The organism is Mesorhizobium sp. CA5, assembly GCF_020165105.1.
Classification (GTDB): Bacteria; Pseudomonadota; Alphaproteobacteria; order Rhizobiales; family Rhizobiaceae; genus Mesorhizobium.
In genome coordinates, this window is sequence record NZ_JAIUHJ010000001.1 from 412,315 (window position 1) to 430,982 (window position 18,668).

Below are 18,668 nucleotides of genomic sequence, written 5' to 3' on the forward strand. Positions count from 1 at the left end.
GGAGCACCCCTCATCCGTCCGAGCTTCGCTCGGCCACCTTCTCCCACAAGGGGAGAAGGAGAGATTGGCGCTCCCATGACCCACTTCCTCTTCGACGGCTTCGACACCGCTCCCGTCACCATCCTGCTTGCCCATGGCGCCGGCGCGTCGATGGACTCGCCCTCGATGACCGCCACCGCCAAGGCGCTCAGCGCGGCCGGCTTCCAGGTCGCGCGCTTCGAGTTTCACTACATGGCCGCGCGCCGGTATGGCCACCGCAAGCCGCCGCCGCGCGCCGAGACGGTCAACCCGGAATATGTGAAGGCGATCGCCGATCTGCGCGCCAAGGGCATGACCGGAAAGCTGATCATAGGTGGCAAGTCGATGGGCGGTCGCGTCGCCTCGATGGTCGCCGACGAGATGTTCGCCAAGGGCGAGATTGCCGGGCTTGTCTGCCTCGGCTACCCGTTTCATCCACCGGGCAAGCCGGAGCAGTTGCGGACAAAGCATCTCCTTGACCTGAAGACGCCGACGCTGATTTTTCAAGGCACCCGCGACGAGTTCGGCACCAAGGAAGAAGTTGCGACCTACGGCCTTTCTTCGGCAATAGAGGTGATCTGGCTGGAGGACGGCGACCACGATTTGAAGCCGCGCAAGGCGATCTCGGGGTTTTCGACGGGCGACCATCTGAAGACCGTGGCGGAGACGGTGAGGGCGTGGACAGAACGTCCATCTCGGTCGTCATCCTAGGGCGAAGCAAGGAGCGAAGCGACGCGCGCAGACCCTAGGATCCATGCCGTAACGCTAAGGCGTTGCAACGGTTTAGAATTCTGCCCCGCCGCGTTCAGCGGCGACGGTCACGGCATGGATCCTCGGGTCAAGCCCGAGGATGACGAAGCGCGAAGCGGCGGCACCCGCAAATGAAACTCGCCACCTTCAACATCAACAACGTCAACACCCGGCTGGACAACCTGCTGGCTTGGCTCGCCAAGGCAAAGCCCGACGTCGTCTGCCTGCAGGAGTTGAAGGCGCGCGACACGCAGTTTCCGCTGACCCGGCTCGCCAATGCCGGCTATGGCGCTGTGTGGAAGGGCGAGCCGACCTGGAATGGCGTCGCGATCCTCGCGCGCGGCGCCGAGCCGGTGCTGACACGCGATGCGCTGCCCGGCGACGATGCCGACCGCCAGGCGCGCTACATCGAGGCGGCGGTCGACGGCGTTGTCATCGCCTGCCTCTACGCGCCGAACGGCAATCCTCGACCGGGGCCGAAATTCGACTACAAGCTCGCCTGGCACGACCGCTTTGCCGCGCATGTGGGTGAGCTCCTCGACACCGGCCTGCCGGTGGCGCTCGCCGGCGACTTCAACATCGTGCCCGAGCCGCGCGACATCTATGAGACCCGCTCCTATGACGACAACGCGCTGGTGCAACCCGAAAGCCGCGCCGCCTTCGCCGCGCTGATCGCGCAGGGCTGGACAGACGCGTTGCGAAAGGTTTTTCCCAAGGAGGAGAGGCTCTATACTTTCTGGGACTATCGCCGGAACCGCTGGCCGCGCGACGCCGGCCTGAGGCTCGACCACATTCTGTTGTCGAAGAAGCTCGCTCGAAAACTGAAAGGGGCGGGCATCGACCGCGAAGTGCGGGGAGGGGACAATCCAAGCGACCACGCGCCGGTCTGGGTGGAGTTGGCAACCTGACCTTCTCCCACAAGGTGAGAAGGGAAAGCTGGCGCTGTCCCGCCAGCATCTCAATCCTGACTCGTCCATCGCAATGACTTGCGGCATCGATGCCCAACGCTAATCTGCTGCAAACTTGGATGGGGGACAATTTCATGCACGCGGTCTTGAACGGCGATCTCCAGCCATCGCCTCTCCGCCATGGCTGACACCGCCCTCGTCGCGCTTATCTCAGCCCTTGTCCTTGCCGGCGCCATCGCTCTCATTGCGATCGCGCTGCGCCGGCGCCGCAAGCGCCGCAGGGCGCGCGGCAATCCCGATCCGGCGGGCGACTACGCGCCGCGTGCCCACTGGGCGCCGACATCCGGCAAGCTCAACTTCTCGTCCTTCGTCTACATGGATGTCGACGGTGACGGCGCCTATGGTCAAGCCGACCGGCCGATGGCGGGCATCGTGGTGCGGCTCTATGACGAGCGCGGCATTTTCCTGGCTTCGGCGCGCAGCAACGCCGCCGGTTTCGCCAATTTCCCGATGTCGTCGAAGCGCCGCAGCGCGGCGATCCAACGGCCCGGCAGCTACCGCTTTTCCGTCTCGGTGCCGTCCGGCTGGCGCGCCAGCAGCGCCAACCAGGACCAGGCGGTGCGTATCGCGAACGCCCCAGGATCCATGGTCGGCCTCGCCGGCGAGGCCTTGCCGAAGCCGGTCGGGCTCGCGCCGGGGCGGACATTGAACGGCAGGACGCCGGCCGCGACGGTCGTCACGCTGTCGGTCATGGCCAAGGGTCAGTTGCTTGAGAGCCGGGCGCTGCCCGCCGACGCGGCCTTCCGCTTCCCGCTCGGCGCCGATGCCGATGAAATCGTTATTGCCGGTTCGGGGCTCGACCGAAGGCTCAAGCTGTCGGCTTACCCAGTCGATCTCGGCCTGTTGGCGCGCGGCGCGCTCGCGCCCGACGCTGCGCTCAAGGCCATCGGCTTCGACGACATAACCCCGCGCGGCCTGTGCAAAGTGCCGTCGGGCCATGCCGGGCTCGACTGGCGCAATCTCAACGCGATGGCGCGCGACCACACCGCCAACAGTGAGGGCTATGTAAACGGCAATGTCTCGGGTGCTTACATCGCCTATACCAGCAGCGGCCATCCGGCCGAGTTCGGCCGCGATGCGCCCTTCGGCTTCCACTCGGTGATGCTGACCGCGGCCTGGCTGGCCTCGGAAGGCGAGACCGTGCTTGTCGAAAGCTGGTTGGGGGAGGAGCTGATCGCCAGCGATGAGATCGCGCTGTCGGCACTAGCACCGGTTCAATACGCGCCCATGCTGCCGGCGGTGACGCGTGTCCGCATCTCCACCAGACACCACTGGCAGGCCGTGCTCGACGATCTGATCGTGGCGCTTTGACATATGCCGGCCAAAGCACTGCAATTCTTGCGAGTTCTCAAGCAAGACTAACCCGCGCCGCGTGAAGGTCTGCAACGCGTCTTTGGCTCAGAATACGACGGAAGCTGCACCGTTAGCGGTGATTGCCGAAAGCCTATCCTTCTTGACCAGCGTCGGCCTCACATAGGTCTTCTTCATCCACGCTCTCCCGAAAATTCCGCCGCATGATCTCATACGCACGTCTGCCGTCAAGCAAACGCCCGAGCAAGCGCTTCCCCTTTGCGTATTCCTGCTACTGCACTGAAATTATATCGTCAGGTAGCGCCATTGGTGATGGCGAGCGACGGACTTGCCACCACCGTCGAAAGCTTGCCCTTGCGGACGAGAATCGGCTTCTCGTAAATCTTTTTCATCCCAAATTTCCCCCGTTAATCAGTGCCGGCAAAAGCACCGATGATTTCATCAAACCGGCGAAGGCAGCGAACCCGCCACAACCGCTGAAAGCTTACCCTTGCGGATCAAAACCGGCTTCTCGTAAGTCTTCTTCATAAGATTGCTCTCCTGGAAATCCCCGGCGGATAATCTCACATAGGCAATTTCTGTCAATCACCGGCTCCAGCGGGCTGTTCTGTTCCTGGGGATAGCGTTCTACTGATGGAGCCGCCGCCCAATAGTGGGGCGACCGCGCCGGCCGGAACCGGATGCGAAGGATATCGCCCGGCGAAGCTGTGTGACGTCTTGCACTTAGCCTTGGCCGCAAGCTCGGCTAGGATGCCGGGGCCGGCCTGCTGCCGGTTGCAAGGCGGCGGAGTGGCGATGGGGGGAGACCGATGAAGAGATCGACCGAAAGGCTGCTGGCGCTGGCGATGCTGATCGTCGGCATTGCCTGTTTCGCCAAGCTCTATGCGGCGCTGGGCGGCAGGCCGCCGGCGACGGCGCGCCTGGAAGTCTTCGGCGCGGCCGGCGTGCTGTCGGTCCTTGCCGGGCTGCTTTTCCTCGCCGGGCTGCTGCCGGCCGCCGAGCATCCGCCCGCTCCTTTGTTCGGCCGCGACGCCGGGATCGCGCCGGCCGGCCATCCGCGGCTGCGCCGCGCAGCGCTCGCTTTGCCGCTGTTGGCCCTGATCGTCATCGTCGCCGACCAGTTCGGTTGGCGGGCGCCGGGCGCCGAACCGGCGAAGGAAGTCGCCACCGCGCCGGCAGATCCGGCGCCTCGATCGCCCAAACCGAGGCCCGAGCCGGAGGCGAGCGCAAAGCCAAACACGCCTGAGGCGAGCGTCGAGCAAGCCGCGCCCGCACCCGCACAGCAAGAGGCTGCAAAGCCCCCGTTGCCCGAGCCGGTTGCGGCTCCCGTTCAGCCGGCGCCGACAGCCGCTCCACCGGCCGAGTCCGCGCCGCCGCGGCCTGCCCAGCCGGCAGAGCCGGTCCAGCCAACCCAGCAGACGGCGCTCGCTCCCGCAACGCCGCCGCAGACGGTGGCGCCGCCTCCACCGGCGCCTCCGGCCCAGCCGACCGCGCTGGAAGGCCACCGCGACGCCGTCGTCTGGCTGGCGGTGTCGGCCGACGGCCACCAGATCATGAGCGCCAGCACCGACCGCATGATCAAGCTCTGGGATATCGAGGGCAAGCGGCTGATCCGCGACCTTGGTGAGCACAAGGGCATGGCGCGCAGCGCGCTTTTCATGCCCGATGGCAAGACCGTGCTCACCGCCGGCGACGACGGCGAAATCGTGCTGCGCCAGCTATCCGACGGCACGGTGCTGCACGTCTTCTCCTCAGGGGCGAACGGCGGCATCAGGCAACTGAAGATAAGCCTGGACGGCAAGCTCGCCGTTAGCGGTCACGACACCGGTTCCGTCGTCGTTTGGGACCTGGGGAAGGGAGCGGTCTTGCATGTGCTGCCGGGCCACGACTGGTCGGTGAGTTCCGTCGCCATCTCGCCCGATGGCACCAGGGCGCTCACCGGCAGCATCGACGGTGAGCTGAAGCTGTGGGATATCGTTTCGGGCAAGCAGTTGCGCAGCTGGCTTGGCCACGAGCGAGGCGCCTATGGCGCGGTCTTCCTGGCCGATGGCCACCACGCGGTGACTGGCAGCGGCGATTACACGATAAAGCTTTGGGACCTCGACACCTTCAAGGAGGTCCGCCGCTTCGAGGGGCATTCCGGCACGGTCTATGCGCTGGCCTTGTCGGCCGACGGCAAGCGCCTCGGCTCCGTCTCGCTGGATGGCACCGCCAGGATATGGAACATGGACACCGGCGGCGAGATCGCCGAATTCGAGGTCCCATGTACGCGGTCGCGTTCGCCGCCGACGGCACGCTATTGACCGGCGGCATCGACCGCGCCATCCGCGACTGGCCGGCGGCGGGCGGGGAGGGCACGGTGCTGTTTGCCGGGGCGCCGGAGTGAGTGTGACGTTAGAGGTGGGCGAAAAGCGGCCTCGACAGCCAATCTCGCCCAAGTGGGGAAAAATGCCCGGCAGAGCAGATGGGGCGCCACGAACGGCGCCTGTCAGAAGGAGACCTGTACAAGGACTCTCCGAGCAGCCATCGTCGCCGCATGAGCAACACTGCCGAATCCACTATTTTGTCCTGCAGCAGATCGATCCTGCGACCGGTTCGGCTATCGCTGAGGCTCGAATCCGGGTCTTGGACCTGAAAAAGCTTGGCGCGGTTCTGGGTTGCGGCAACACACAACTCTCAGGCTCATGGGAATTGGACCCGGGAGATATTCAAAGGCTGGGCGCGATATGCATCCCACCTCGCGAGCTTGATCCGATGCTCAATCGCATCGAGCCCTGGCATCCAATCCGCGAGACACCGTATCTCGTTCACACGAATTTCGAGCTGCCGCTGATGCTTGAAGGTCGCAAGCCTCTGGCGGTGTTCCAAGACGCCTATCCGGTGGAGTGGTTGACGGAAATGCTGGCCCGCTTCGACCCGTTCGTCCGTTCGGGTCGGTTGGTGCGCCGCATAATCGACACGCCCTTCACCGAGGCCGAGCGCGCCCGCTTCCCAAAGTTCGAAAGATGGCGGCGCGCCTTCTTCGTACTCCCCGGCGAAGAATGGCGAATAGACGCATATCTGCTGGCATCGAAAGTCTCCGCCAAGACCGGCTGGAACGAAGCCCTCGAACGGATGGAGGGCTCGCTTCTCGGCTATGAGGATTGGCAGAATGATTGGTGGGTTGAGCGTAGAGCACGAGGGCGAGAGGCGGGCATTCGTCCGGAAAAATGAATAGCGCCCTTGGATTACCTGACAGGCCGGCTGGACAGCCCCCCTGGCCTGCCGGGCATCTCCCCGCAAGGAGGAAGATTGGCAGTTCCTGCGACGGCACCCTCTCTGCAGCGTCGCCGATTGGCGAAGCCGTCGCGACATCCAATCTCCCCCTTGCGGGGTAGATGCCCGGCAGGGCAGAGGGGGTGTGACGGAACGCAGCTTCTGTAAGGGAATTCGCTCGCCATCATGCTCCACCTCGTCGAAGCCTCGATCGCCGATCTGCGCCGCGCGCTGGAAGACGGCACCGTCACCAGCGTCGAACTTGTCGCTGCGTATCTGCGGCGCATCGCCCATTACGACCGCCACGGCATCGCGCTCAACGCCGTGCCCATCCTCAACCCGAAGATGTTCGAGGAGGCCGAAGCGTCCGACCGGCGCCGGCGCGAGGGCAAGACGCTCGGATCGCTCGACGGCATCCCCTACACCGCCAAGGATAGCTACAAGGCGACGGGCCTGACGGTTGCCGCCGGCTCGCCGGCCTTCGAGCATCTCGTCGCTACGGAAGACGCCTTCACCATCGCCCGGCTACGCGCGGCCGGCGCGGTGCTGATCGGCCTCACCAACATGCCGCCGATGGCCAATGGCGGCATGCAGCGCGGCGTCTATGGCCGCGCCGAAAGCCCGTATAACAAGGATTTCCTCACCGCCGCCTTCGCCTCAGGCTCCTCTAACGGCTCGGGCACCGCGACCGCAGCCAGTTTCGCCGCCTTCGGGCTCGGCGAAGAAACGTGGTCGTCCGGGCGCGCGCCCGCCTCCAACAACGCGCTGGTCGCTTACACGCCTTCGCGCGGCGTGATCTCGGTGCGCGGCAACTGGCCGCTGGTGCCGACCATGGATGTGGTGGTGCCGCATACGCGCAGCATCCCCGACATGCTGGAGCTGCTCGACGTCATCGTCGCCGACGATGCCGAGACGCGCGGCGATTTCTGGCGCGTGCAGCCCTGGGTGCAAATCCCGAAAGCCTCGGCGCTGCGGCCGGCGAGCTACACCACGCTTGCCGTGCAGGGTGCGCTCAAGGGCAAGCGGCTCGGCGTGCCGAAAATGTATATCGGCAAGGATGACGGCGCGGAGCGCCCGATCGAGACGCGCGCCTCGGTACTTGAGCTCTGGCGGCAGGCGGCGCGCGACCTTGAATCACTCGGCGCCGAGGTGGTCGAGGTCGATTTCCCTGTCGTCTCCAACTACGAACGCGACCGGCCGGGCGCGCTGTCGATGGTCGACCGCGGCCTTGTGCCGCCGGAATTCGCCGAACGCGAGATCTGGGACCTGTCCATCTGGTCCTGGGACGATTTCCTGCGCGCCAATGCCGATCCGGCCATCCCCGATCTCGCTTCGGTCGACGGCGCAAAGATCTTCCCGCAGCCGCCGGGCACGTTGCGCGATCGCTATGGCGATGCCGATTTCGATCTGGCGCAGTATGTCGAGCGGGCGAAGCGGGGCGTGGCGCCGCTCGTGGACATTCCCACCATCGAGGCGGGCCTGAAAGGCCTGGAAACAACGCGCCGCACCGACTTCGAAGACTGGCTCGATGCCAACCGGCTCGACGCCGTGGTGCTGCCGGCGGTCGCCGATGTCGGCCCGGCCGATGCCGACGTCGACGAGGCTTCCGCACGGCTTGCCTGGCGAAACGGCACCTGGGTCGCCAACGGCAATCTGGTCTGGCGGCATCTCGGCATCCCGACCGTGACAGTGCCGATGGGCACTATGGCCGATATCGGCATGCCGGTCGGCCTCACCTTCGCCGGCAAGGCTTATGACGACGTGGCGTTGTTGAGGATCGCCGGCGACTACGAGCGCGCCACGAAGCGCCGCACCGCACCGCCGCGCACGCCGCCGCTGGCCGATGATGTGTTCGAGGCCAGGGGCGCGGCAAGTCGTGTTGGCGATCCCCTGCTCACGCTGGTGCTCACGGCTGAGACGACCCGCGCCGGCGACACCGATGAGATCGCGATCGCGCTGGAGACCGGCGACGCGGCGGTGGTGAAAGTCCACGTCAACGGCGAGCCGGTTTCCATGCAAGGCAGCGCTAACCGATTCACCGGTCGCGTGATCGTACCGGCCACGACCCATCAAGGCTTCCACAGCGTCTGGCGCGGCGCCTATGGCTCCATCGTCACGGCCATTGTGAGGTCGCAGGATGGGCGCGTCAGCGGGGCGTATAGGCTGACGGGTGGGATTGGATAGCTTCCTCCCCCACAAGCGGAGAGCAGAAGATCGAGCTACTCGGTCCAATCCACCACCAGCGCCACCACCCCGAACAGCGCTCCAACCGCGCACACCGCGTTCCAGCCGCCCCAGGTCCAGGCGATGCCGGCAAGCAGCGAGCCGATCGCGCCGCCGATAAAGAAGATGCCGACGAACAGCCCGTTGATGCGTCCCCGCGCCTTGGGCTGCAGGAGATTAACCGCACGGCGGCCCAGCGTCTGGTCGCCGGTGACGCCGATATCGAGCAGCACGGCGCTGACGCCCATGAGGATCAGCGGCAGCCATGCCCCGGCTTTGGTCGCCCCGGCCCATGCGGCGAGGCCGAGCGCCGCAATCAGCACGAGATGGCAGAGGATCGTCGCGGTGCGCGTAAAGCCGCGGTCGCCGGCGCGGCCGAAGATCGGCGTCACAGCCGCGCCGCCGGCGCCGACAAGTGCGAACAGCGCAATGCCTTTCTGGCCAAGGTCGAAAGGGGGGGCGGACAGGCGTAGCGCCACCGCCGTCCAGAACACGCTGAAAGCCGCCATCACCAGGCTCGCGGTGAAGGCACGACGCCGCAGCACCGGCTCTTGGGCTAGAAGCCCGACCAGCGAGGCTATGAGCCCCGCATAGCTCGTATGCGCCAGTGGCTTGCGCCTTGGCAAAGCGAGGCCGAGCAGGATGGCGAGCAGCGCCAGTGCCGCGGCGCTGATGCCGTAGAAGGCGCGCCAGCCGAAGGCGTCGGCGACGAGGCTGGCGATCGGACGCGAGAGCAGGATGCCTATCATCAGCCCGCTCATCACGTCACCGATAACGCGCCCGTCCTGTCCCGGCGGCGCCATCGAGGCCGCGACCGGCACCAGCACCTGAATGCAGGAACAGGCCGCCCCAAGCACGAACAGCACGGCAAGCAGCGAGGCGGCCGACGGCGCGAATGAAGCGACCGCCGCCGCCAGCGCGGCCGCGCACAGCATGCGCAGCACCAGCACACGGTTCTCGACCAGGTCAGACAGCGGCACCAGGAAGAACAGTCCGGCCGCATAGCCGAGCAGGGTGGCCATCGACACCAGGCCGCTTTCCGATGCCGCCGCGCCCAGCGACGGTCCGATCAGCCCGACCAGCGTCTGCGGCGCGAACAGATTGGTGACGATGATGCCGACCGAAGCGGCGAACAGCAGCGTCTGGATCGCGTGATCGTGCCGCCGCCGGCATGCGGCAACGGATCGGCGAACTCGGCCGTCGCGATCCGGGCGTTGTCTGTTCCGTTCATGGGTAGCCTCGCTGTTTGCATATCTCGCGAGGACTTTATTCGCGCTGATCATAATGCTACAATTGAAATTATTTGATAATGATTATGTGAGATACGCATGAACATCCATGACCTTGAAGCCTTCGTCGCCGTCGTCGAAACCGGCTCCATCGTCGGCGCCTCTGCCAGGCTCAATCTCACCCAGCCCGGCGTGACGCGCCGGGTGCAGAATCTCGAGGAGCGGCTGGCGACGCCTTTGCTCGACCGCCAGTCGAAGCCGCTCAAACCCACCGCATCGGGTCGCGAGGCCTATGAGCATGGCCGTCGGCTGCTGCGCTCGCTGGAGGATCTGAAGGCGGGCGTCTCGCCGGCCGGCGAGGTGAGGGGCGAGTTCCGCCTCGGCATCATGCCTTATCTGTCGACCAGCGCGCTGTCCGAGCCGCTCGACAGTCTTCGCGCGGCCTTCCCGCAATTGACGCTGAATATCACCTCCAGCCTGTCGCCGCGCCTGGTGGAGCAGGTGCTGCACAGCGAGATCGACGCGGTCGCCGTCTGTCTGGCCGAGGGCGTCGCGCCGCCGCCGGAGCTCGTCGGCGACGATCTCGGCGTGCAGGCGGTGCTGCTGGTGGCTTCGCCAGGCCTCGGCGTGCCGAAGCCGGCCGAGCTCAACGATCTCGCGCGCTACCCATGGGTGCTCAACGAAACCGGCTGCGGCTTCCGCGCGTTCATCCGCCATCGCTTCGAGGCGGCGCGGCTGCCCTTCCATGTCGGCGTGGAGGCGCAGGGCGCGGATCTGAGAATGTCGTTGGTGGCGCGCGGCCACGGCATCGGCGTCGTCACGCCCGGCGCGCTGTCGGGCAGCCAATGGCGCGACGCGGTCGAGGTGGTCGACTGCCCCGGCTTCAAGCCGCAAGTCCGCTGTTGGTTGCTCCACCGCCCGCCGGCCGGCAGGCTGGCGCGCCCGATCGCGGTGTTCCGCGACGCGCTGGCGGAGGCGCTGAAGGGGCCGATGCCGCTGATGTCGTAGAAGCCAGGTGCCTTATCTTCCCCCTGACAGTGGAAAAAGCGATTTCAACATCTTGGCAAAGCGAAGTGTTAGAGACTGCCAGAGGGAGTGGGTTGCACCGTCCGTCGAGTTCGCTATCTCCGGGTCTTGTGATCGGGGCAGGGAGGCGAGCCACGAATCCCAAAACTTCTGCTGCATCGAGACGAACACGGGCATCACGTCATAGCCATCGTCAAATATATTGACTAAGTCGCTCTTCTTGGGACGCTCGCCCGTTTTCACTTTGCAGACCACCAATCCTCGACTCATCTCTGTCACGGTGCCTTCAGGGAAAACATTGGCGCTCGCGCCATAACAAAAGGGTAGTAGTCCTTCCACTTCGAGCTGATTGCGGATTTGGCATAGGGCTTCGAAATAGTCGTCTTCTTCAGCAGCGATGACTTTATTGCGATAGGTGCAGGTGAGCCTGCATCGGGTCCCCGCATCGTGCGGCGTGAACACCGCCTGCTCGTCACCTCCCGTGCCTCCTCCGATCAGGAATACGGTGTATTGTTCATCCATTGTCATCCCCCGATCTCTCGATCATCTTAGTTGTGATTAATCCTGAATGCAACTCAAAATTGTAAATGGTTTGCGCGAGTTGCTGCTTGTTGGCTCCTGCCTCGTCCTTGACCCACCCCCCACCCACGCTATCTTCGCGCCATGCCAGACACAGCCCCCTCCGCCGCCGCGCCGCTGATCGTCATCGACCTGCAGACCGGCATGTTCGACGGTCGGTTCGATCCGCCGATCCATGACGCCGACACGATCGCCGAGCGTGCCCGTCGGCTGATCGACTGGGCACGGCGTTCCGGCCGCAAAGTGGCGTTCATCCGCCATGACGGACCGGAAGGCGATCCGCTGGCGCCGGGCGCTTCCGGTTGGCCCGTATGGCCGCTGCTCGGTCAGGCCGCCGACGAACCGACCTTCGGCAAGACCGTCGGCAACGCATTCTCGAATCCCGAACTCGTTGAATGGGTGGCGGGACACGGCGCGAAGGACGTCGTGCTCCTCGGCGCCCAGACTGATTTCTGCGTCGCCGCCACCGTGAAGGGCGCCTTTGCCGAGGGATTTGGCGTCACCGTGGTTTCGGACGCGCATTCGACGCTGGATTCTTTGGAGGAAAACGCGCCCGACATCATTGCCCGCCACAACGAGGCTTTCGCGGGGCAGGGCGTGCGGATGGCGACGACGGCGGAGTTGATCGAAGGCTGAGCGCGCCTTCCCCTTCTCCCCTTGTGGGAGAAGGTGGCCGCGAAGCGGCCGGATGAGGGGTGTTCCAGGGAATGCCAGCATCTCACTCCGCTGGAACACCCCTCATCCGTCTTGTCGCTACGCGCCGATCCACCTTCTCCCACAGGGGGATAAGGGAGACCCCAACCCCAGGAGCTCATCTTGCCAAGTCTTTCTCTTCCCGCCGAAGGAGGCTGCCGCTGCGGCCGCGTGCGCCTGAAAATCTCGGCAAAGCCGCTGCTCACCATGGCCTGCCATTGCACGGGTTGCCAGTCGATGTCGTCCAGCGCCTATTCGCTGAGCGCGGCGATCCCCTCGGAAGGTTTCGAGGTGACGAAGGGCGAACCGGTGGTCGGCGGCCTGCATGGCGCCTCGAAACATTATTTCTGCGGCTACTGCATGACCTGGATGTTCACGCGGCCGGAAGGGATCGACTGGTTCGTCAATCTGCGCCCGACCATGCTCGACGACCATACCTGGTTTGCGCCCTTCATCGAGACCTGGACGTCTGAGAAATTGCCCTGGGTGGCGACGGCGGCCGTGCACAGCTACGCGACGTTGCCTGCCTTCGAGGAATATGAGCCGCTGGTCGCCGAATACGCCGGCACCCAAGGCTGAGTAAAAGCGGCCGGTCGAAAAGGCGACCCAAGGCGCGGTCGCCGTTGGCGTTTCCGGTCATGGTCGACGCGGCCGTTGGGGGCGCATTGTTGGGGATGTGCTTGGGCGTCCGCGTCGACCACGGCGGCCTCATACCGCAGGCTTCACCATCGCATATCTGCCGCCCGCTGAAACTTCCGCGAAAACGGTATATGCCGAGGGTTGAGCTCGCCGCCCCCCACAACGAGAAGGCAAGGCGAAACACTTTCTATCCCTTGCCGCATTGACCTCGTCCGTTCGACCGGCGACGACTGACGCCTTCCTTCTCAACGGATTGCATCGTGGATCAGACTCGTTTTCTCAACGCCAGGCTTGCCGATGGCTCGCTCCGTGACCTCATCGTCGCCGACGGCCGCTTCAGCGCCATCGCTCCGGCCGGCAATGCAGCCAGGTCCGGTGCCGTCGACCTCGCCGGCCAGCTCGTCCTGCCGGCTTTCGTCGAGGGCCACATCCATCTCGACACCTCCTTCTACGGCGATGTCTGGCGCCCGTACATTCCCTGCACCAACGGCTTCGACGTGCGCGAGCGGGTTGCCGTCCAGATGCGCAACCTCGAGCAGGCAGCACCCATGGCGGAGCGGGCGAGAAACCAGCTCGAGCTCTGCGTCGGCAATGGCAGCCTCGCCATGCGCAGCCATGTCATGGTCGACGCCGCGGTTGGGTTGAAGCATGTGGAGACGATCCTAGCGGTGCGGGAGAAATACCGCGACCTCATCGACATCCAGCTCGTCGCCTTCCCGCAGAGCGGCATTCTGTCCTCGCCAGGCACCGCGGAGTTGCTCGACGAGGCGCTCAAGCTCGGCTGTGACCTGATCGGCGGGCTAGACCCGGCAAGCTTCGATCGCGACGTGAAGGGCCATCTCGATGTGGTGTTCGGCCTTGCCGAAAAACGCGGCGCCGGTATCGACATCCACCTGCATGACCGCGGCACACTCGGCCTGTTCGAGATCGAGGAGATCGCCGCCCGGACCGCGACAATGGGCATGCAGGGAAAGGTTGTCGTCAGCCACGCCTACGGGCTGGGCGACATCTCCGCCGATGCGTTGGCCAAGGCTGGCGAGCGGATCGCCGGCGCCGGCGTCGCCATCATGACCAACGCGCCCGGCGATCATCCATTCCCGCCGGTGGCGGCGCTGCGCAAGGCGGGCGTCACCGTCTTCGCCGGTTGCGACAACATCCGCGATTCATGGTGGCCCTATGGCGATGGCGACATGCTGAACCGCGCCAACATGATCGGCTACCGCTCCGGCTTCTACGAAGATTGGGAGCTGGAGGCCGCCTACGACGTGGTCAGCCACGCCGGCGCCAAGGCGCTGGGACTCGAAGGCTACGGCATCGCTGTCGGCGCCAAGGCGGATTTCGTTGCGCTGAAGGCCGAGCATGTCCCGGAAGCGGTGGTGGCGGTGCCAAAGGATCGCACCGTCTATCGCGCGGGCAGGGAAGTGGCGCGAGGCGGGAAAGTGGGGCCGAAAACCAGGTGAATTAGAAGCCGTTAATTTGTTGCCGAGCTACAACTCGCGCTATCGCCTCCCTCTCGGAGACGTGAATCAACCCATCAAGGCGACCAGCCCAAGCGTCTGACATGCAGGTCATGCAAGCTCCTGGTTTTCATGCAGACCGCGTGGCTGATCCTGCAAACTAATTTGCATGCATATGTTTCAAGCCGTTCCGGCTTCGTGAAGCATTTCACCGTTCGCGCGCAATCCACCGGTTACAGACGCATCGCAAAAGCGACGCCGGGAAGAGGCGGCACCAGTTTTCCGCCGCTGATTTAGGAGGTTTTTCATGTTCAAAAGTCTTAACCGAATCCGCGCCGCCTTCGCGCAGGCCAGCAAGCGCCGCCGCACGGCGCGCGAGCTTAACGAGTTGCCGACGGAGATTCAGAAGGACATCGGCTGGCCTGACAGGACCGAGCCTGACGAGATCCGTTTGCCGTTCTAATCACGCGGCCGCCGGAGCCGGAGCGCCGCGGCCCTGGCAGGCCGATCCGGGTGGCCGCTACGCCAGCCACCACCACAGGGCGCCGATGGCCAGCGCGATCAGGACCGCCACGCCGGCAAGCATCAGATAAGATCCCACGATCATCTCGTTGATGATCTTCTTGATGCTGGCGCGGTCATTGAGATTAGGGAAGGGTTCGTTGGGCATCGCGACGCCAAGGAAATCGCAGAGCGGCGCCCAGCCGTCGCTGACCTTGAAGACAAGCAGCTTCTCAGGCGGCACCGCCGCCTTCACCTCGTCGACATAGGCGTTATAACGCGCCACCGCTTTGTCGCGGTCGTTCATCACGCCCTTCAGCGTCCGGCCCCAGACCAGCTTGCGCGACATGTCGCCGAACTTGCGGCCGAACGGCGTCAGCCATTCCAGCACCCTGAACTGCCAGACATTCTCGGTGAAGTAGATCGTGTCGATGGTGCTGTCGTACCAGGCCTCGGCTCCGCGCGGATGCAGGGTCAGAAGCACCTTGGCTTCCGGATAGGCGGCCATCAGCTCGCGCCACACGCAGCAGCCCGGATTGTCGACGGTCGCCCGATAATTGGCGAAGACCCGGTTCCAGTCATGCTGCGCGCCGGGCGGGCTGTTCGCCACCTTGCGCCAGAAGTCGAGATGGCCCTTGTTGGCCTTGTTGATGATGACTTCCTGCATGTGGTAGCTCGGAAAGCCGAGCCTGTTCAGCGCGGCGAAAGTCGACCACGTGCCGGTGCGGCCAAAGCCGGCCCCGATGACCTCGAGCGTCATACGCGTTCCCCCATTTGTTCCGGATTGATTTTCTATCAACTTCCAGTTTCTGGTCATAATCGTGCGCTGGCCTTGCCGAGCGTGCAATGGCTTTTCATTAGCATTTGCGAAAATCTGTGGGCCAAATGTTGCCTGGACGATGAGCCATGGCCGTTTGTGTATTCACGCGAAAGGCCAGACCTGATAATAGGTCAACTAAGCTGACCTAAATAGAAGCACGCTGCGGGAGGTGCGTCTTGACCCTGTTGAACCTTCTGGCCTCGCGTTCCTCGCGCATGAAGGCTTCGGAAATCCGCGAGCTGTTGAAGCTGCTCGACCAGCCCGACATCATCTCCTTCGCCGGCGGCATTCCCGACCCGTCGCTATTTCCGGCCGAAGCCATCGGCGATGCCTACCAGGCCGTGCTGGGCGGCAAGGAGGCGGGCGCCGCGCTGCAGTACCAGGTCAGCGAGGGTTTCCTGCCGCTGCGCAAATGGCTGGCCGCCTATATGGGCAAGCTTGGCGTTCAGTGCGACGAAGGCAACATCTTCATCACCTCCGGCTCGCAGCAGGCGCTCGACTATCTCGGCAAGCTCTTTTTGTCCCCCGGCGACACTGCGCTGGTGACATGGCCGACCTATCTCGGCGCGCTGCAGGCCTTCAACGCCTATGAGCCGCGCTACGACCGGCTGGACCCCGCCGGCGGCAACATGACGCCCGAGGCTTATCGCGCTGCAGCGGCGGCGAATGGCGGCAAGGTGAAGTTCGCCTATCTGGTGCCGGATTTCGCGAATCCGACCGGCAATACGCTGGATACCAAGCAGCGCGAGACGGTGCTCGACCTCGCCGGCGAGCTCGACATCGCTGTCATCGAGGATGCCGCCTACCGCGCGCTGCGCTATGACGGCCAGGGCGAACCGCCGATCCTTGCGCTCGATTGCGCCCGCTCCGGCGGCATCGATCGTGCACGCACGCTCTATTGCGGGTCGTTCTCGAAGATCCTGTCGCCCGGTATGCGCGTCGGCTGGGTCTGCGCGCCGCGCCATGTGGTGGAGAAACTGGTGCTGATGAAGCAGGCGTCCGACCTGCACAGCCCCTCGATCAACCAGATGGTCATGCACCGCGTCGCCGAAGCCATTTTCGACGCCCAGGTGGAAAAGCTGATCGGCGCCTACCGAAAGCGCCGCGATGCGCTGCTTTCCGCGCTGGAAGCCGACATGCCCGCCGGCATTTCCTGGAACCGTCCGGACGGCGGCATGTTCGTCTGGCTGACGCTGCCGGAAGGTACGGATGCCACCGAGCTGCTGGCGCGCTCGATCAAGGAGGCGCGCGTCGCCTTCGTGCCGGGCAACGCCTTCTACGCCGACGGCACCGGCCGCAACACGCTGCGCATGTCATTCACGCTTGCCGACGACCACGCGGTGAACGAAGGCGTGCCGAGACTGGCAAAGCTGCTGCGGGGCTGATCCTCAAGGAGAGATCAGCAGCCGGCCGTCCACTCGCGCAGGCGTGATTGGTCGTGTGCAGGCGTGATTGTCCGCGCGCCCGATTCCTCGGCTAGTGTCGCGACCGATCCAACCCCCTGGATCGACCCGGCCGTAGGGTCCCACCTCCACGGTCCGAACGAAAGAGCCCCGACGGCCTCCACCGGCGGGGCTTTTTCATTGTCCCGGCAGGCGGCCGCGCTAGCTTGCCCTTTTTCGGGCCGCTTTTCGGCTACGCTGCGTCATTCAGGGAGGATCAGATGACCTTGCGCCTCGGCTTCACTTTGCTTGCCCTTGTCGCCTTCGCCAGTCAGGCGGCCGCCTTCGAGATATCTAGCCCGTCGGTGTCGAACGGCAAATGGGACGCGAAATATCTCGGCGACAAAGCCGGCTGCGGCGGGCAGAGCGTCTCGATCGCGCTTGCCTGGAAGGATCCGCCTGCCGGAACGAAAAGCTACGCGCTGACCATGTTCGACACCGATGCCAATGGCGGCAAGGGCTTCTGGCACTGGTTGGCCTGGAACATCCCGGCGAGCGCCAAGGGTCTGCGCGAGGGCGCCGGCGCGCAGGGCGGCAAGCGCATGCCCAAGGGCTCCGTGCAGGGCAAAGGCGGAGTCGGCCGCGCCGGCTATTTCGGCCCGTGCCCGCCGCCCGGCAGCGGCGACCATCACTATGTCTTCACGCTCTATGCGCTGGGTGAAAAGACATTGCGCATACCGGCCAACCCCTTGCCGGAGATGATCTCGGTCGCCGCTAAAAGCTCTGCGCTCGGCCAGGCGACCGTGACATACACATATGGGAGGTAACGGGGCGGCCAAGCTCCCGCACGAGGAGCGAGATTACATTACTCCGCCGCTTGCAGCTTATCCTGCGTCTTCGTCTCGAAGTCGCTCGCGTCATGGCGCTCGCGCAGCTGGAAGGCCGGATCGCCGGACATGCGGTTGACCATGCGGCCGCGCTTCACCGCAGGCCGCGCGTCGATCGCGTCGGCCCAGCGCTGCACATTCTTGTATTCGTGCACCGAGAGGAACTCGGCGGAGTTGGTGTAGCTGCGGCCCTTGGCGAGCCCGCCATACCAGGGCCAGACCGCAATGTCGGCGATCGTGTAGTCGGGGCCCGCGAGATATTCGCTCTCCGCCAGCCGGCGGTCGAGCACATCCATCTGCCGCTTGGTCTCCATGGCGAAGCGGTCGATGGCGTATTCGATCTTTTCGGGCGCATAGGCATAGAAATGGCCGAAGCCGCCGCCGAGATAAGGCGCCGAGCCCATCTGCCAGAACAGCCATGAGAAGGTTTCCGCGCGCGCCGCGCGTTCGGTCGGCAGGAATGCGCCGAACTTCTCGGCGAGGTAGGTGAGGATCGAGCCGGATTCGAACACGCGCACCGGCTTCGGCTCGCTATGGTCCATCAGCGCCGGGATCTTCGAATTAGGATTGACCTCGACAAAGCCCGAGCCGAACTGGTCGCCGTCACTGATCTTGATCAGCCAGGCATCGTATTCCGCACCCTTGTGGCCGAGCGCCAGAAGCTCCTCCAGCATGATCGTCACTTTCTGGCCATTGGGCGTGGCCAGCGAGTAGAGCTGCAGCGGGTGCTTGCCGACCGGCAGTTTCTTGTCATGCGTGGGGCCCGCGATCGGCCGGTTTATCGAGGCGAACTCACCGCCATTTGGCTTGTTCCAGGTCCAGACTTTCGGCGGGACGTATTGGTTCATGTTGAAGGCCTTGTGTTTCGTGAAGGGCGGCATCTGCCACGGATGCCGATAGACTTAGGTGCGGTTCCGCGCGCGTCAAAGA

21 protein-coding genes are annotated in these 18,668 nt (G+C 64.7%); 14 read left to right on the plus strand and 7 right to left on the minus strand.

The window, feature by feature from the left end; genetic code table 11:
- Window positions 1–75: 75 nt before the first annotated feature.
- The 3 genes from LB529_RS02210 to LB529_RS02220 all read left to right on the plus strand — a co-directional run bounded on the left by LB529_RS02210 (window position 76) and on the right by LB529_RS02220 (window position 3,047).
- On the plus strand, window positions 76–729 hold the full coding sequence (locus LB529_RS02210) for an alpha/beta fold hydrolase (protein ID WP_224710044.1): 654 nt from the start codon (window positions 76–78) through the stop codon (window positions 727–729).
- A 170-nt stretch (window positions 730–899) separates the two neighbouring features.
- The gene (locus tag LB529_RS02215) at window positions 900–1,676 is read left to right on the plus strand and encodes an exodeoxyribonuclease III (protein WP_224601374.1); all 777 of its coding nucleotides are present in this window, start codon (window positions 900–902) and stop codon (window positions 1,674–1,676) included.
- Window positions 1,677–1,856: 180 nt separating this feature from the next.
- Window positions 1,857–3,047, plus strand: a complete 1,191-nt coding sequence (locus LB529_RS02220) for a hypothetical protein (RefSeq protein ID WP_224710045.1) — start codon at window positions 1,857–1,859, stop codon at window positions 3,045–3,047.
- A gap of 87 nt (window positions 3,048–3,134) precedes the next feature.
- Here the strand turns inward: LB529_RS02220 and LB529_RS02225 are convergent, their stop codons facing one another.
- The 3 genes from LB529_RS02225 to LB529_RS02235 all read right to left on the minus strand — a co-directional run bounded on the left by LB529_RS02225 (window position 3,135) and on the right by LB529_RS02235 (window position 3,632).
- Complete coding sequence (locus LB529_RS02225) at window positions 3,135–3,224, minus strand: putative RiPP precursor (RefSeq protein ID WP_140840613.1); 90 nt, start codon at window positions 3,222–3,224, stop codon at window positions 3,135–3,137.
- A gap of 116 nt (window positions 3,225–3,340) precedes the next feature.
- The gene (locus tag LB529_RS02230; protein ID WP_140840615.1) at window positions 3,341–3,439 is read right to left on the minus strand and encodes a putative RiPP precursor; all 99 of its coding nucleotides are present in this window, start codon (window positions 3,437–3,439) and stop codon (window positions 3,341–3,343) included.
- 49 nt (window positions 3,440–3,488) lie between these two features.
- Window positions 3,489–3,632, minus strand: a complete 144-nt coding sequence (locus LB529_RS02235) for a hypothetical protein (protein ID WP_224710046.1) — start codon at window positions 3,630–3,632, stop codon at window positions 3,489–3,491.
- 224 nt (window positions 3,633–3,856) lie between these two features.
- Here LB529_RS02235 and LB529_RS02240 point away from each other — a divergent pair, with 224 nt between their 5' ends.
- From LB529_RS02240 to LB529_RS02250, 4 genes are all read left to right on the plus strand, one after another.
- Complete coding sequence (locus tag LB529_RS02240) at window positions 3,857–5,350, plus strand: WD40 repeat domain-containing protein (protein WP_224710047.1); 1,494 nt, start codon at window positions 3,857–3,859, stop codon at window positions 5,348–5,350.
- Window positions 5,311–5,433 carry a hypothetical protein gene (locus tag LB529_RS28945; RefSeq protein ID WP_263497056.1) on the plus strand — a complete coding sequence of 41 codons (123 nt, stop codon included), beginning with the start codon at window positions 5,311–5,313 and terminating at the stop codon, window positions 5,431–5,433. Before LB529_RS02240 ends, LB529_RS28945 begins: the two co-directional genes overlap by 40 nt.
- 239 nt (window positions 5,434–5,672) lie before the next feature.
- Complete coding sequence (locus LB529_RS02245; RefSeq protein WP_224710048.1) at window positions 5,673–6,260, plus strand: hypothetical protein; 588 nt, start codon at window positions 5,673–5,675, stop codon at window positions 6,258–6,260.
- Window positions 6,261–6,488: 228 nt separating this feature from the next.
- The gene (locus LB529_RS02250) at window positions 6,489–8,486 is read left to right on the plus strand and encodes an amidase (protein ID WP_224710049.1); all 1,998 of its coding nucleotides are present in this window, start codon (window positions 6,489–6,491) and stop codon (window positions 8,484–8,486) included.
- Window positions 8,487–8,521: 35 nt separating this feature from the next.
- Here LB529_RS02250 and LB529_RS02255 read toward each other — a convergent pair whose 3' ends face one another.
- Window positions 8,522–9,808 carry an MFS transporter gene (locus tag LB529_RS02255; protein ID WP_224710050.1) on the minus strand — a complete coding sequence of 429 codons (1,287 nt, stop codon included), beginning with the start codon at window positions 9,806–9,808 and terminating at the stop codon, window positions 8,522–8,524.
- A 45-nt stretch (window positions 9,809–9,853) separates the two neighbouring features.
- Here LB529_RS02255 and LB529_RS02260 point away from each other — a divergent pair, with 45 nt between their 5' ends.
- Complete coding sequence (locus LB529_RS02260; RefSeq protein ID WP_224601387.1) at window positions 9,854–10,762, plus strand: LysR family transcriptional regulator; 909 nt, start codon at window positions 9,854–9,856, stop codon at window positions 10,760–10,762.
- Between the two features lie 12 nt (window positions 10,763–10,774).
- Here LB529_RS02260 and LB529_RS02265 read toward each other — a convergent pair whose 3' ends face one another.
- Window positions 10,775–11,302: a hypothetical protein gene (locus tag LB529_RS02265; protein ID WP_224611551.1), complete on the minus strand. Its 528-nt coding sequence runs from the start codon at window positions 11,300–11,302 to the stop codon at window positions 10,775–10,777.
- Window positions 11,303–11,443: 141 nt separating this feature from the next.
- Between LB529_RS02265 and LB529_RS02270 the strand changes: the two genes are divergently transcribed.
- From LB529_RS02270 to LB529_RS02285, 4 genes are all read left to right on the plus strand, one after another.
- Window positions 11,444–11,995: an isochorismatase family protein gene (locus LB529_RS02270; RefSeq protein ID WP_140840623.1), complete on the plus strand. Its 552-nt coding sequence runs from the start codon at window positions 11,444–11,446 to the stop codon at window positions 11,993–11,995.
- Between the two features lie 180 nt (window positions 11,996–12,175).
- Complete coding sequence (locus LB529_RS02275; protein ID WP_140840625.1) at window positions 12,176–12,631, plus strand: GFA family protein; 456 nt, start codon at window positions 12,176–12,178, stop codon at window positions 12,629–12,631.
- A gap of 320 nt (window positions 12,632–12,951) precedes the next feature.
- Entirely contained in the window at window positions 12,952–14,151 is a 1,200-nt protein-coding gene (locus LB529_RS02280; protein ID WP_224710051.1) for an amidohydrolase family protein, read from the plus strand.
- Between the two features lie 304 nt (window positions 14,152–14,455).
- The gene (locus LB529_RS02285; protein WP_095768360.1) at window positions 14,456–14,611 is read left to right on the plus strand and encodes a DUF1127 domain-containing protein; all 156 of its coding nucleotides are present in this window, start codon (window positions 14,456–14,458) and stop codon (window positions 14,609–14,611) included.
- A 57-nt stretch (window positions 14,612–14,668) separates the two neighbouring features.
- Here the strand turns inward: LB529_RS02285 and LB529_RS02290 are convergent, their stop codons facing one another.
- Complete coding sequence (locus LB529_RS02290; protein WP_224601391.1) at window positions 14,669–15,409, minus strand: sulfotransferase family protein; 741 nt, start codon at window positions 15,407–15,409, stop codon at window positions 14,669–14,671.
- Window positions 15,410–15,684: 275 nt separating this feature from the next.
- On the opposite strand from LB529_RS02290, the gene LB529_RS02295 reads away from it, so the two are divergent.
- Window positions 15,685–16,854 (plus strand): PLP-dependent aminotransferase family protein, encoded by a 1,170-nt coding sequence (locus LB529_RS02295; RefSeq protein WP_224710122.1) that lies wholly within the window; start codon window positions 15,685–15,687, stop codon window positions 16,852–16,854.
- Between the two features lie 278 nt (window positions 16,855–17,132).
- Window positions 17,133–17,678 carry a YbhB/YbcL family Raf kinase inhibitor-like protein gene (locus LB529_RS02300; RefSeq protein WP_140840635.1) on the plus strand — a complete coding sequence of 182 codons (546 nt, stop codon included), beginning with the start codon at window positions 17,133–17,135 and terminating at the stop codon, window positions 17,676–17,678.
- A gap of 38 nt (window positions 17,679–17,716) precedes the next feature.
- On the opposite strand, the gene yghU is transcribed toward LB529_RS02300, so the two are convergent.
- Window positions 17,717–18,586: a glutathione-dependent disulfide-bond oxidoreductase gene (gene yghU / locus LB529_RS02305; RefSeq protein WP_095768495.1), complete on the minus strand. Its 870-nt coding sequence runs from the start codon at window positions 18,584–18,586 to the stop codon at window positions 17,717–17,719.
- Between the last annotated feature and the right edge of the window lie 82 nt (window positions 18,587–18,668).